Genomic DNA, 13,207 nt, shown 5'->3' on the forward strand with positions numbered 1-13,207 from the left:
TCACACCAAAGGAACACCATGAGCAAGACACTTCCGTCCGCAGAGGCGGGTGCCCTCACGCATGCCGGGACGCCCAGGAAGGCCGCCCTCGCCAGCTTCCTCGGCAGCGCCGTCGAGTACTACGACTTCTTTATCTTCGGCTCCGCCGCGGCGCTGATTTTCCCCACGGTCTTCTTCCCCAGTGCCGATGCCAACGCCGCCATCATGTCCTTCGCCACCTTCGGCTTCGCCTACGTGGCGCGCCCCGTCGGCGCCATCATCCTGGGCCACTTCGGTGACCGGGTGGGCCGCCAGAAGGTCCTGATGTTCACGTTGGTGCTCATGGGTGCGTCCACCTTCGTCATCGGCTGCCTCCCGGACTTCCGGACTGTGGGCTGGTGGGCTCCGGCCCTGCTGGTGCTGGCCCGGCTGTGCCAGGGCCTCTCCGCCGCCGGTGAGCAGGCCGGCGCCTCCTCCATGACCCTTGAGCACGCCCCGGACAACCGCCGCTCCTTCTTCACCTCCTGGACGCTCACGGGAACGCAGGGCGGCCAGATCCTCGCCGCCCTGGTGTTCATTCCCGTCCTGGCCCTGCCGGATGAGATCAAATTCGGCATCGGCTGGCGCATCCCGTTCTGGCTGAGCGCCGCGGTGGTTGTGGTGGCATTCCTCATCCGCCGCACGCTCCACGAGCCGCCCGCCTTCGAAGAGGCCCGGAAGACCGCGCAGATCGCCAAGCTCCCGGTCGCTGACCTGCTCAAGGGCCACTGGCGCGACGTCCTCCGCGTGATCTGCTGCGCCTTCATCGCCGCCGTCTCCACCGTGTTCGGCACCCTGGCCATCAGCTATGCCAAGACCGTGGCCGGCGTTGACGGGACCACCACCCTGTGGCTGGTGGTGGCCGCCAACATCGTGGCCCTGGGCACCCAGCCGCTGTTCGGAATGCTCGCTGACAAGATCGGCCGCAAGCCCGTCTTCATCTACGGCGCCGTGGCCAGCGCGCTCCTGACCCCCGTGTTCCTGCTCAGCCTGGAGTCCGGCAGCGTCCCGCTGATGTTCCTGGCCGCCATCGGCTACTTCTCCGGTGGCTACGCGGCCGCCAACGCCGTATGGCCGTCCTTCTACGCCGAGATGTTCAGCACCAAGGTCCGCTTCTCTGGTCTGGCCATCGGCACCCAGCTGGGCTTCCTGATGGCAGGGTTCGCTCCGGCCATCGTGGCTGCCATGGGCGGCATCAAGGCCGGCGGCTGGGTGCAGATCACCATCTTCACGGCCATCATCTGCGCCATCGCCGCAGTGTCAGCGCTGACCGCCAAGGAGTCCTTCCGGACACCCACCAAGCAGCTCGGCCTGAAGTAGGCGCCCGCGCGCGTTCCTGCCCGGTTACTTAACGCAGAAAGCCCGCCGCCTCCTGGAAAAACCAGGGGCGGCGGGCTTTTCCGTTGCGCCGCAACAGGCTGGACACCGGTAACCGGGCAGGAATGCACGACGACGGAGCCCGGCCGGGTGCCCGGCAGGGGGCCGCTACCCCCGGCCGGTCTCCAGCACCGAGGCCAGGTCAAAGTTCACCGGCTCCTCCAGTTGCTCATACGTGCAGGATTCCGGGTCCCGGTCCGGCCGCCAGCGGTTGAACTGCGCCGTGTGGCGGAAACGGTCGCCCTCCATGTGGTCGTAGCGGACCTCCACCACCAGTTCGGGCCGAAGCGGAACGAAGGAGAGGTCCTTCCCGGCGCTCCACCTGCTGCCTTCGGCGTTCCGCGGCGTCCGCTCGCCCTCCTCCTGCTTGCCCCACGCCCAGGGGTGGACCTCGAAGTCGGTGACCAGCGGCTGGAGCTGTTCGAACAATTCCTGCCGCTTCTTCATGGGGAAGGCGCCGATCACCCCCACGCTGGCCAGGCCGCCGTCGTCCTTGTACAGGCCCAGCAGCAGGGAACCGATGGCGTTCGGGCCACTCTTGTGGAGCCGGTAGCCGGCCACCACGCAGTCCGCGGTGCGCTCGTGCTTGACCTTGAACATCACCCGCTTGTCCGGCTCATACCTGCCGTCCAGTCGTTTGGCGACGATGCCGTCCAGCCCGGCCCCCTCGAACTGCTCGAACCACTGCGCGGCCGTGTCCCTGTCCGTGGTTGCGGCTGTCAGGTGGACGGGTGCCTTGCTGGCCGCGAGGGCTTTCTCCAGCGCCGCCCGCCGCTCGGAAAAAGGCCTGCCGGTGTAGTCGTCATCATCGAGGGCAAGGAGGTCGAAGGCCACGAAGGAGGCGGGTGTCTGCTGTGCCAGCAGCTTCACGCGGCTGGCGGCAGGATGGATCCGCTGCTGCAGGGCGTCGAAATCAAGGCGGTCGCCCGAAGTCCCCACCAGGATGATCTCGCCGTCCACCACGCACCGCGGCGGCAGGTTCTCCTTGAGCGCGGCAACGAGTTCCGGGAAGTAGCGGGTCATGGGTTTTTCGTTGCGGCTGCCGATCTCAAGGTCGTTACCATCGCGGAAGATGATTGAGCGGAAGCCGTCCCACTTGGGCTCATAGCTGAGGTCCCCGCTGCCTGGAATGCCGTCGATGCCGCTGACGGCCTTGGCGAGCATGGGCGGGACGGGCGGCATCACGGGAAGTTCCATGTGCCCATTCTTGCCCGGCCGGCCCGCTTGGCGGTAGGGCGGCGCGCCCGGCGTCAGCCCGCCAGCAGCCAGACGATCAGCACCAGCACCGGTGCTGCGGCCGCGGTGGAAAGCAGGATGGTTTCCCGGGCGACAGCCACCCCGCGTCCGTACTTGCTGGCGAACAGGAAGACGTTTTGGGCCGAGGGAAGTGCCGCCATGAGCACCACGCCCAAGAGCATCCGGTGGTCCAGGTTGAACAGGAAGCGTCCGACGACGAACGCCACCGCCGGCATCACCGCGGACTTGAGTGCCGTGGCAGTGAGGATCTCGGCCGTGTGGCCGCCGCTCCGAAGCATCCTGGTCCCGCGCAGCGACATGCCGAACGCCAGGAGCACCACAGGGACGGCGGCGCCGCCCAGCAGGGTCAGCGGTGCCATCACAGGTTCCGGCAGCTGCACATGGAATGCGGCCAGGACCACGCCCAGCAGCGAGGCGATGATCATGGGGTTGCGGAAGGGCTGGGTCAGCATCAGCCGGGGCGAGAACCGGCCGGCCGCCGAAAGGTCCAGCAGGGTCAGTACCAGCGGGGCGAACAGGAGCAGCTGGACCAGCAGGACCGGGGCTACCGGGGTGGCGTCACCCAGGGCGTAGAGGGTGATGGGGATGCCGATGTTGTTGGCGTTGACGTAGGACCCGGCCATGGCACCAAGAGCTGTTTCGGCCGCCGGCCGCCGGAACCAGATGCGGCTGGCGGCGACATAGAGCAGTGCCGTTACCCCTGCAGTGATGATGGCAAGCGGAACGTAGGCGGAAAAGACCACTGACAAATCCGATTTCAGTACCACCGTGAAGAGGAGCACCGGATTGGTGATGAAGAAGGCGGTCCGCGTCAGCGCCGAAATGGTGGGCTCATCCCCCAGCCCGCAGCGCGCGGCGATATAGCCGACGGCGATGACCACGCCGATCACCGCCAGTCCGATGAGCACACCGCCCACGTGGGTACTTCCTTCCGCTTCCACCATGCACCACCGCAGGAAGGCAGTACTACAAGTCCCAAACTTATCGAATAAGGAGCGCTGCGCCAGAAGCGTCCACAGAATGGCCCACCGCCGTGCCGCCGGCCCCTCGACACGGCGCTTCCGGGGCGGTACAGGTTAACGATGGTTACCGTCGGCTTCCACGCTTCGCACGAACAGATCAGCCCCGGCCAGCTGCTCAAGGACGTCCAGCACGCAGAGCGCGCAGGCTTCGACGCGGCCATGTGTTCAGACCATATCGAACCATGGTCCCAACGGCAGGGGCACGCCGGCTTCGCGTGGTCCTGGCTGGGCGCGGCGCTTGCCACCACCAGCCTGCGGTTCGGGGTGGTGACCGCGCCGGGTCAGCGTTACCACCCGGCCATCACCGCCCATGCCACGGCGACGCTGGCCAGCATGTTCCCCGGCAGGTTCTGGTTCGCCCCAGGCAGTGGCGAGAACATGAACGAACACATCACTGGGGACGCGTGGCCCGCCAAGGACATCAGGCAGCGCCGGCTGGAGGAATGCGTGGACGTAATCCGCCGCCTGCACCGCGGCGAGGAGGTGACCCACCGGGGCTTGGTCACGGTGGAGCAGGCGCGGATCTGGGACGTTCCGGACACACCGCCGCCGCTCATCGCACCCGCCGTCAGCGTGGAAACGGCACACCGCGCGGCCACCTGGGCGGACGGCCTGGTCACCATAAACCAGCCGGCGCCAAAGCTCCGGGACATGCTGTCCGCCTACCGGGACAACGGCGGCAAGGGAAAGGCGGTACTGCAGGTCCACCTGTCGTGGGCGGGCACGGACAAGGAAGCCGCGGCCATTGCCCTGGACCAGTGGCGGACCAACACCTTCGCTCCGCCCATCCCCTGGGACCTGCCCACCGCCCGGCACTTCGACACCGCGGGGGCGCATGTGCCCGAAGATCAGGTCCGCAGCGCCGTCAATGTCTCCGCGGATCTTCAGCAGCACGTGGAGTGGCTGGCCGGGTACGCGGACCTTGGCTTCGACGAGCTGTACCTGCACTTCGTGGGGCAGGAGCAGGCAGCCTTCATCGACGCCTTCGCCGCGGAGGTGCTCCCCCAACTGCGCACCCCCGCAGGCACCCCCGCCGAACCGCAACTGGCCGCGGCAGCCGGCAAACCGGCGTCGGACGCTTCCGCATGAGGATCGCCGAAACCTCCGACCTTTGGTGGAAGAACGCCGTCATCTACTGCCTGGACGTGGAGACGTTCCATGACGACGACGGCGACGGCACGGGGGACTTCGCCGGCCTCACCCAGCGGGTTGACTACCTGGCTGCCCTGGGCGTGACCTGCATTTGGTTGATGCCGTTCTACCCGTCCCCCGACCGCGACGACGGCTACGACGTGACGGATTTCTTCAATGTGGACCCGCGGCTGGGCACGCTGGGCGACCTGGTGGAATTCATCCGCGCCGCAAAGGACCGGGGGATGCGGGTGATCGCGGACTTCGTGGTGAACCACACCTCCAGCCAGCATCCGTGGTTCGTGGAGGCCAGGAAGTCCACGGACAACCCGTACCGCGATTTCTACGTCTGGCGCAAGGACACACCCCCTGACACCTCCGCCGAGGTGGTGTTTCCCGGGGAGGAGAACTCGCTGTGGACCCGGGACGAGGCCACGGGCGAGTGGTACCTCCACATGTTCGCCAAGTACCAGCCGGACCTGAACGTCACCAATCCGCAGGTCCGGGACCAGATCGCCAAGGCCATGGGACTGTGGCTGGAACTGGGACTGGACGGGTTCCGGCTGGACGCTGTGCCGTTCTTCCTGGAGACCAGGGGCGAGCCCAAGGACCAGGCAGCCAGGATCAACCCGCACGGCTACCTCAGGGCACTGCGCAGCTTCCTGAACCGGCGCAACGGCAGCGCGGTGCTGCTGGGCGAGGTGAACCTGTCCTACAAGGAGCAGCTGGAGTACTTCGGCGGAATGGAAGGCAACGAGCTGAACATGCAGTTCGATTTCCTGTCCATGCAGCACCTCTACCTGTCCCTGGCCAGGCAGGATGCACGTCCCCTGGCGGAAACGCTGAAGGGCCGGCCGCAAATCAACCCGGACAACCAGTGGGCAATGTTCGTCCGGAACCACGACGAACTCACGCTGGACAAGCTCAGTGAGGGCGAGCGCCAGGAGGTCTTTGCAGCTTTCGGGCCGGAGAAGAACATGCAGATCTATGGGCGCGGACTGCGGCGGAGGCTGCCGCCAATGCTCGGCGGGGACCCGGACCGCCTGCGGATGGTGTACTCCCTGATGTTCTCCCTGCCCGGTACCCCGGTGCTGTTCTACGGCGAGGAGCTCGGCATGGGTGAAGACCTCCGGCAGAAGGGCCGCGCTGCCGTCCGTACCCCCATGCAGTGGAACAACGAGAAGAACGGCGGCTTTTCAAGCGCCAAAACAGCGGACCTGGTGGCACCCCTGGTGCGCGGGGAGTACGGTCCGGACCGGGTCAACGCCGCCGCGGCCAAACGGGACCCGGAGTCGCTGTTTAATTTCATGGCCACCTTGATCGCGCGGTACCGTGAGGCCGCCGAGCTGGGCTGGGGCAGCTTCGGGGTCATCGACCAGGGTGAGCCCGCGGTGTTCGCCCACACCTGCAGTTCCGAGGGCGGGACGCTGGTACTGCTGCACAACTTCGGCGAAGATTCCGTGAAGGTCAGCGGGAGACTGGAGCCGGATCACGGTCCCCGGGGCTTCCGGGACGCCATGCTGCTGGACCTGTTCGACGGCGACAGCGTTGGGTTGGCGCCCGACGGCGGCTTCACGGTGGAGCTGGGGCGCTATGGCTGCCGCTGGTTCCGTGTGCACCGCAAAGGTGACCGGCTGGCGCCGTAACCGGCCGTCCGCCGTCGTGGTTTGTGAAAAAATCAACCATGCACGCCATGCAGCACTCCAGCAAAGTCCAGAACGTCCGGTACGAACTCCGGGGACCCATCCTCCAGGCAGCCAAGAACATGGAGGCTGAAGGGCACCGGATCCTGAAGATGAACCTCGGGGACACCGCGCCGTTCGGACTGGAAGCGCCCGAGTCCGTGGTGGTGGACATGATCCATCACCTGCGCGGCGCCCAGGGCTACAGCGACTCAAAGGGCATCTTCACCGCGCGGACGGCCATCTCGCAGTACTACCAGACCCGCGGCCTGATGAATATCGGCGTCGAGGACATCGTGATCGGCAACGGCGTCAGCGAACTGATCTCCATGTGCCTGCAGGCATTCATGGAAAACGGCGACCAGATCCTGGTCCCCGCACCGGACTACCCCCTCTGGACCGCTGCCGTGACCCTTACCGGCGGCAAGCCCGTGCACTACCTCTGCGACGAGGCGGAGAACTGGTGGCCGGACATGGCGGACGTGGAAGCAAAAATCACCAGCCGCACCAAGGGCATCGTCATCATCAACCCGAACAACCCCACCGGGGCCGTCTACCCGCGGCACATCCTGGAGCAGTTCGCGGCCCTGGCGCGGAAGCACAACCTGGTCCTGTTCTCCGACGAGATCTACGAGAAGGTGCTCTACGAAGACGCCAAGCACATCCACACCGCCGCCGTGGCCGAGGACGTCTGCTGCCTGACCTTCAGCGGCCTGTCCAAGGCTTACCGGATGCCCGGCTACCGTGCGGGATGGGTGGCCATCACCGGGCCCCTGGCCGCCACCGCCGCCTACCGCGAGGGCCTGGAACTGCTGGCCTCGCTGCGGCTGTGCGCAAACGTCCCGGCGCAGCACGCCATCCAGACCTGCCTGGGCGGATACCAAAGCATCGAGGCCCTGGTGCAGCCGGGCGGCCGCCTACGCGAGCAGCGGGACCTGGCCCACAAGCTCCTCACTGCCATTCCAGGCGTAACGTGCGTGCCGGCGTCGGGCGCCATGTACCTGTTCCCCCGCCTGGACCCGGAGCTTTACCCGATCGACAGCGACGAACAGTTTGTCCTGGATCTTCTGAAGGACCAGAAAATCCTGGTCTCGCACGGCTCGGCCTTCAATTGGCCCACACCGGACCACTTCCGCTTCGTCATCCTTCCCTCGGTGCGCGAGATCGAGGAAGCGGTCCGCCGGATCTCCACGTTCCTTGCCGCCTACCGCAACCGTGAGGCGGCCTTCGAAGTTGAAACAGTGACGGAGTGAAGAACTAACCGGCCCCTAACAGCGGGGAAACCGGTACGCAACATTGCGCGGCCACACTGGTGAGTGCAGGCAAGAGCCGGCACCAGCTCCAGCCAGGAGGCCCCGATGTTGAAGAAAGCGACCCCGCATGTAACCAGAATCCGCGCCCTGGACCAGCTCCACCGCGGTGACGAAATTGAAGCCCGCCTCTCAGTGGGGCCGTCCTACGACGACGTGGTGATCCGCCGCGGCAGCGTCCAGGAAACCGCCCCCGGCATCGGCGTCGTCTGGATCCTGGACCGGCTCACCGGCCTCCGCAAGGCGATCAATACGGACGAGTGCAGCGTCTGGCGGGTGGCTTAGGACTTCCGGGCGGCGGGAGGCGGGAGGCGGACGTAGTCAGGAAGGACTGTCCGCAATCCGCCCCTGGTCCATATGCGCCAGCGACTGCAGCCACGCGATGGCGGCATCGGTCACCGGATGCGGGGTTCCCAACGACTCGAGGAATGCCCGCACATCCAACATCTCCGCTTCCCGTCGCACAGCGTGCAGGCCCGTACCTTCAAGCATCCGGGCCACAAGCGCCGGGCCGGAGGGACCCAGCTCTCCCGCGATCTGGCCGATCATCCACTCTTTCGCGCCTGCCGCTTCGGCGGCAGTGACCGACTCCAGGATGACCGCCGCCAGCCCTTTCATGAACACGCTGCGGAGCAGCTTGAGGCCCGCTGCCGCCCCCGCTTCAATTCCTGCGGTGGTGGCCGGGATGCCCCAACCGCCGAAGAGGGATGCCAGGGCATCCGCCCCCGTGCCGCTTATCAGCAGGGGCGAATCGATCCGGCTGCGGGGTACAGGCGCCAGAACGGCCACGTCCGCGAAAAGGACGTTCCTGCGGGCTGCCTGTTCAGCGAGCCGCCGCTTTTGGTCCGGTCCGGAGGTGTTCAGGTCCGCGAAGAGAGCCCCCGGTTCCATGGCGGGCAGCGCCTCCTGGAGGACATGTTCCGCAGCACGTCCTCCCACCAGGCTGAGCACCAGGCCTGCACCGGTCACCGCTTCGCTGATGGAGCCGGCGGGCACGACGCCCAGCGGGACAGCCTCGACGGCGGGGTCTGTCGCGGTGACCTTCAGCCCGCGGGCAGCAAGGTCCTGCGCATAGATGCTTCCGGCTTCCCCGAGGCCCAGGACGGCGATCCAGATACCGTCCGTCCCCCGCCTGCTACCGCGCACCGGCGGCCGCGGTTCGCCAGCCCCCGTGGTATTCGGTCCTGGCAGTGACGGCATAAGGGGCGGGACTGACCACGGCACGGACGCTGATCTGTTCGTGCGGCTCCACCGTTGTCTTGCGGGACCCGCCGTCGGGCTCCCCCCAGATAACCCTGACTTCCGTTCCCAGCTCTACGTTTGGATCAACCGTTGCCAGCGAAAGGCCGCGGCGTTCGTTGGCCGTGACCCCGGTGAAGAGCGAGAGGCCGACGCCCGTGCCGTCGGCGTCCACCACGGAATCGTAGTTGGACGAGCCATAGTTGGCGTTGGGGATGTCGAAGAATTGGTAGCCCGGGGTGTCACGGTCCAGGAACGATGCCCAGATCCGGGCGAGGTCCTCGTCGTTCCAGGCAAGGGTCACCTTTTTCCGTTGCCTGGCTCGATCGATCTGCTGGAGGGCGTCGCGGCCAATGAAGTCGTGGTCGAATTTCACGAAAGATCCGTAGCCGAGCTCCCAGGGCGTGAGGTAATAGTCTTCGATGTCGTTGGAGACGAACGAGCCGGCGAGCGCATTGACCGCTTCGTAGCTTGTTGCCGGCAGCCACTCACGGTAGGCCCGTTCGGCGTCACTGCTGTAGATCGCCGGCAGCGGCGACGGGATCCAGCCCGATTCCAGCGTGTTCGAGGAGTAGGCGCGGGACCCGCACGGTTCGATTCCGAATTCAGCCCCCGCCTCGAGTACGGCATCCCGGATTTTGCCGTGCTGTTCGTAGGGTCCCCAGATTTCCAGCCCCGGGGCCCCGGCCATGCCATGGCGCAAGGTGCGCACCTGCTCCCCGGCGATGTTCAAGTGGCCCATGTGGAAGAACTTCACTTGCTCAAGGGTTCCGCCGTTGAGCTTTTCGATGATCTGCCAGGCGTTGGGACCCTGGATCTGGAAGCGGAAGTACTTCCGGGTGACCGCCTGGCCGTAGGGGCGGGACGGCGACCGGTCATCGTAGGTGCATTCCACGCGGTACCCGCCGGTTTCGGCGTGGAACTGGAGCCAGTTCGCCGCCGGTGCCCGGCCCACGTAGACGAACTCCTGGTCGGCCAGGTGGAACAGGATGCCGTCACCGATCACACCGCCGTTGGACGCCGTCGGTACAAACTGCTTGGCGGTGTTCACCGGGAAATTGGCGAAGCTGTTGATGCCAGTGTCAGAAAGAAGCTTCAGGGCGTCGGGGCCGTTCATGAAGAAGTTGACCATGTGGTGGGACTGATCGTAAAGGACTGCTGTCTCCCGCCAGGCACGCTGCTCGCGGCGCCAGTTGGTGAACTCTGCGGGCACCACCGGATAGATATAGGTGCCGAGCTGGGAATTGCGCAGGAGATCAACGGTGTTGCCTGCTGCATCAAGCAATTCCTGGAGGGACTTCGGGGCCATGGCTTTCTCCTTCGGTTCAGTGGGCACTGCCGAAACGCACCCCTGAAAGGGCTGGCGCGCGATTGCTAACAAAATTGTATGGGATGTATTGACCAAAGTTCCAGAGCGTGATTCTCTGGCAATGTTCGCCGGAAAGGACTGACCGTGGGCCGTAAGGCACTATGGTGACCCACTCCATGGCATCGGACGGCACGAGATTTTCCCGCGTCCCGCCTCAACGCCGGAACACCCCCCTTAGAGAGGAAGCTCCATGACCGGGTATACCTCGTTCGACGTTGCCCATCTGGGGAACGTCGAACTGCTGACCCCCGCCTTCGACGAAAGCCTCTGGTTCTTCCGGGACCTGCTCGCCATGCGCGTCGTTGCGGAGACCAGCAGCGACGGCAGGAAGTCCGCCTATCTGAGGACGTGGGATGAATACCAGCTCTACACCCTGAAGCTCACCGCCTCTGAAGATGCCGGCGTCGGCCGCACCACCTTCCGGACCACCAGCCAGGAGGCGCTGCAGCGCAGGGTCGCCGCCATTGAAGCCACCGGCCTGGGCATCGGCTGGGAGGACGGGGAGGTGGGGACGGGGCCCACGTACTCCTTCCGCGACCCGGACGGGCACCTTATGGGCGTCTACTACGAAAGCGAACGGTATGTGGCAACGGACGACAAGCCCGCGCTGAAGAACCAAGCCTCGGCTTTCCCCGGCAGGGGCGTCAACGCGCGGCGGCTGGACCACATCAATTTCCTCGCGAAGGACGTGGTGGCCAACGGGGAGTTCGTGGCCCATGCGCTGTGCGGGCGGGAGAGTGAGCGCATCCGGCTCGACGACGGGGGCTACGCGGCCTGGTGGTTCCACTTCAACAACAAGTCCTACGACATCGTGTACTCCGACGACTGGCTGAAACACGGCAACAGGCTCCACCATGTGGCGTTCGCCCCCGATACCCGCGAGGACATTTTGAAGGCCGCGGACATCTTCCTTGAAAACGGCATCCACATCGAATCCGGGCCGCACAAGCACGCCATCAACCAGACATTCTTCCTCTACGTCTGGGAACCCGGCGGCAACCGCATCGAACTGGCCAACGCCGGGGCCCGCCTGCTGCTGGACCCGGACTCACCGGTAGTGGAGTGGAGCCAGGAGGAGCGCAAAAAGGGCCAGGCCTGGGGCATGAAGACCATCGAGACGTTCCATACGCATGGAACGCCAAACATCCGCCAGTGACAAAATTAAAAGATCCCGGCAGTACCGCACAGAGAGGTGCAACATCATGACCAACACAGTGGACACGTCCGCCCCGGTGACCACGGGGCTGTACATCGGTGGCGCCGAACGCCAGGCCGCGGCCACCATGGACATTGCCGATCCGGGCAAGCCCGGCACCATCGTGGGCCACGCTGCGGCAGCGGGCCCGGCCGACGTCCAGGACGCCATCGCTGCGGCAAAGGCCGCCTACCCCGGGTGGGCTGCCCTGAGCGCACGGGAGCGCGCCGACCAGATGCGGCAGGCATTGGAGGGCATTGCCGACTTCCGTGATGAGGATGCCGCCATCCTGTCCCAGGAAAATGGCAAGATCCGAATGGAAGCCTGGGTGGACTCCCTGGTGTTCGAAATCAGGTGGAACCTCGCCCTGGAACTGGCTCCCGACGTCGACACTGCCAAGGTGCTGCCGCCCGCGCCAGGAATTCCCGTCTCCACCTCGGTCACGTTCCAGCCGCTGGGCGTGGTGACGGTCATCGTGCCGTTCAACTGGCCCATTGCCATCCTCGCGGCATCACTGCCGCACGCGCTGCTCGCCGGGAACACAGCCATCGTGAAGCCGCCACCCACGGCCCCGCTGGCCACCACCCGCGTGGTCCAGCGGATTGCCGAAAAACTGCCGCCCGGGGTACTTAACGTGGTTACCGGCAAGGACGCAGACATGGCCGCGCTCATCACCAGCCCGGACATCGCCAAGGTCTGCTTCACGGGAAGTGTGGGCGGCGGCAAGCGCATCATGGAAATGGCCGCGAAGTCACTCACCCGGGTGACGCTGGAGCTTGGCGGAAACGACGCCGCCGTCATCCTCGCGGACGCGATCCTCGATGACACCCACCTGGACCGGCTTTACGCCGCCATTTTCGATACCACTGGCCAGATCTGCATGAACGCGAAGAGGATCTACGTCCACCGTTCGCGCCTGGACGAGGTGGTGGCGGGTCTCACGCAGCGGCTTGAAAAAGCAGTCATCGGCTACGGGCTGGACGAGGGGACCACCATGGGTCCGCTGCACTCCCCCGTGCAGAAGGCATTCGTGGCCGAGCTCATCGAGGAAGCCAAGGAAGCAGGTGCCGACGTCAGGGAGTTCGGCACCCTTCCCTCTGACCCTGAATTGCGGGGCGGGAACTTCCTGCGTCCGGCGCTGGTGATCGATCCGGACCCCTCACTGCGGGTTGTCACCCAGGAACAGTTCGGACCCGTCATCCCCCTGATCCCGTTCGATACGGAGGAGGAGGCAGTGCAGGCGGCGAACGCGACCTGGGCGGGACTGTGCGGCTCGGTGTGGACCGCCGATCCGGCAGCGGCCGACCGCGTGGGCGGGCGCCTGGTCTGCGGCTACGTCTGGGTTAACGACCACGGTGCAACGCGGCTGGACCTGCGGGCGCCCTTTGGCGGAATGAAGCAGTCCGGCATGGGCAGGGAACAGGGCATCGAAGGGGTCCGGGCCTTCCAGGACACCCGCGCCATCGCCCATCTGGAGCCGGAGGCAGCAGAAGGCTAGGAGCGGGCGGGCAGCAGGAGGGTCAAAATTGGGTAGATAACTATCGACATTACCTATGGACATAGGTAATGTCGGAGGCGGGTGCACCGTTGCACCCGCCGAAAGGATG

11 protein-coding genes are annotated in these 13,207 nt (G+C 65.8%); 7 read left to right on the plus strand and 4 right to left on the minus strand.

Features of this window, described 5'->3' with window-relative positions:
• Nucleotides 1–18: 18 nt before the first annotated feature.
• Entirely contained in the window at nt 19–1,338 is a 1,320-nt protein-coding gene (locus LFT46_RS20250) for an MFS transporter (protein WP_236800310.1), read from the plus strand.
• Between the two features lie 165 nt (nt 1,339–1,503).
• Here LFT46_RS20250 and LFT46_RS20255 read toward each other — a convergent pair whose 3' ends face one another.
• The gene (locus tag LFT46_RS20255) at nt 1,504–2,592 is read right to left on the minus strand and encodes an ATP-dependent DNA ligase (protein WP_236820856.1); all 1,089 of its coding nucleotides are present in this window, start codon (nt 2,590–2,592) and stop codon (nt 1,504–1,506) included.
• Between the two features lie 53 nt (nt 2,593–2,645).
• Nucleotides 2,646–3,569, minus strand: a complete 924-nt coding sequence (locus LFT46_RS20260; protein ID WP_236800312.1) for an AEC family transporter — start codon at nt 3,567–3,569, stop codon at nt 2,646–2,648.
• A gap of 165 nt (nt 3,570–3,734) precedes the next feature.
• On the opposite strand from LFT46_RS20260, the gene LFT46_RS20265 reads away from it, so the two are divergent.
• The 4 genes from LFT46_RS20265 to LFT46_RS20280 all read left to right on the plus strand — a co-directional run bounded on the left by LFT46_RS20265 (nt 3,735) and on the right by LFT46_RS20280 (nt 8,082).
• Nucleotides 3,735–4,763: a TIGR03885 family FMN-dependent LLM class oxidoreductase gene (locus LFT46_RS20265; protein ID WP_236820857.1), complete on the plus strand. Its 1,029-nt coding sequence runs from the start codon at nt 3,735–3,737 to the stop codon at nt 4,761–4,763.
• Nucleotides 4,760–6,451, plus strand: a complete 1,692-nt coding sequence (locus LFT46_RS20270) for an alpha-amylase family protein (protein ID WP_236820858.1) — start codon at nt 4,760–4,762, stop codon at nt 6,449–6,451. Before LFT46_RS20265 ends, LFT46_RS20270 begins: the two co-directional genes overlap by 4 nt.
• Nucleotides 6,452–6,489: 38 nt before the next feature.
• A complete protein-coding gene (locus tag LFT46_RS20275) occupies nt 6,490–7,740 on the plus strand; it encodes a pyridoxal phosphate-dependent aminotransferase (protein ID WP_236820859.1) in 1,251 nt (416 codons plus the stop codon).
• A 105-nt stretch (nt 7,741–7,845) separates the two neighbouring features.
• A complete protein-coding gene (locus LFT46_RS20280; RefSeq protein WP_236800316.1) occupies nt 7,846–8,082 on the plus strand; it encodes a hypothetical protein in 237 nt (78 codons plus the stop codon).
• 36 nt (nt 8,083–8,118) lie between these two features.
• Here the strand turns inward: LFT46_RS20280 and LFT46_RS20285 are convergent, their stop codons facing one another.
• A complete protein-coding gene (locus LFT46_RS20285) occupies nt 8,119–8,943 on the minus strand; it encodes an NAD(P)-binding domain-containing protein (protein ID WP_236820860.1) in 825 nt (274 codons plus the stop codon).
• The gene (gene ligM, locus LFT46_RS20290) at nt 8,933–10,345 is read right to left on the minus strand and encodes a vanillate/3-O-methylgallate O-demethylase (protein ID WP_236820861.1); all 1,413 of its coding nucleotides are present in this window, start codon (nt 10,343–10,345) and stop codon (nt 8,933–8,935) included. Before ligM ends, LFT46_RS20285 begins: the two co-directional genes overlap by 11 nt.
• Nucleotides 10,346–10,595: 250 nt before the next feature.
• Here ligM and LFT46_RS20295 point away from each other — a divergent pair, with 250 nt between their 5' ends.
• Both LFT46_RS20295 and LFT46_RS20300 read left to right on the plus strand, forming a co-directional pair.
• Nucleotides 10,596–11,561: a VOC family protein gene (locus tag LFT46_RS20295; protein WP_236820862.1), complete on the plus strand. Its 966-nt coding sequence runs from the start codon at nt 10,596–10,598 to the stop codon at nt 11,559–11,561.
• Nucleotides 11,562–11,607: 46 nt separating this feature from the next.
• The gene (locus LFT46_RS20300) at nt 11,608–13,098 is read left to right on the plus strand and encodes an aldehyde dehydrogenase family protein (RefSeq protein ID WP_236800320.1); all 1,491 of its coding nucleotides are present in this window, start codon (nt 11,608–11,610) and stop codon (nt 13,096–13,098) included.
• The last annotated feature ends 109 nt before the right edge of the window (nt 13,099–13,207 follow it).

The sequence above is a fragment of the Arthrobacter sp. FW306-07-I genome, from assembly GCF_021800405.1.
GTDB lineage: Bacteria > Actinomycetota > Actinomycetes > Actinomycetales > Micrococcaceae > Arthrobacter.

Bases quoted from the DNA above. Each gene is read 5' to 3' on its own strand.
- LFT46_RS20250 (WP_236800310.1), top strand. From the start codon at position 19: ATGAGCAAGACACTTCCGTCCGCAGAGGCGGGTGCCCTCACGCATGCC.
- LFT46_RS20255 (WP_236820856.1), bottom strand. From the start codon at position 2,592: ATGGAACTTCCCGTGATGCCGCCCGTCCCGCCCATGCTCGCCAAGGCC.
- LFT46_RS20265 (WP_236820857.1), top strand. From the start codon at position 3,735: ATGGTTACCGTCGGCTTCCACGCTTCGCACGAACAGATCAGCCCCGGC.
- LFT46_RS20270 (WP_236820858.1), top strand. From the start codon at position 4,760: ATGAGGATCGCCGAAACCTCCGACCTTTGGTGGAAGAACGCCGTCATC.
- LFT46_RS20275 (WP_236820859.1), top strand. From the start codon at position 6,490: ATGCACGCCATGCAGCACTCCAGCAAAGTCCAGAACGTCCGGTACGAA.
- LFT46_RS20280 (WP_236800316.1), top strand. From the start codon at position 7,846: ATGTTGAAGAAAGCGACCCCGCATGTAACCAGAATCCGCGCCCTGGAC.
- ligM (WP_236820861.1), bottom strand. From the start codon at position 10,345: ATGGCCCCGAAGTCCCTCCAGGAATTGCTTGATGCAGCAGGCAACACC.
- LFT46_RS20295 (WP_236820862.1), top strand. From the start codon at position 10,596: ATGACCGGGTATACCTCGTTCGACGTTGCCCATCTGGGGAACGTCGAA.
- LFT46_RS20300 (WP_236800320.1), top strand. From the start codon at position 11,608: ATGACCAACACAGTGGACACGTCCGCCCCGGTGACCACGGGGCTGTAC.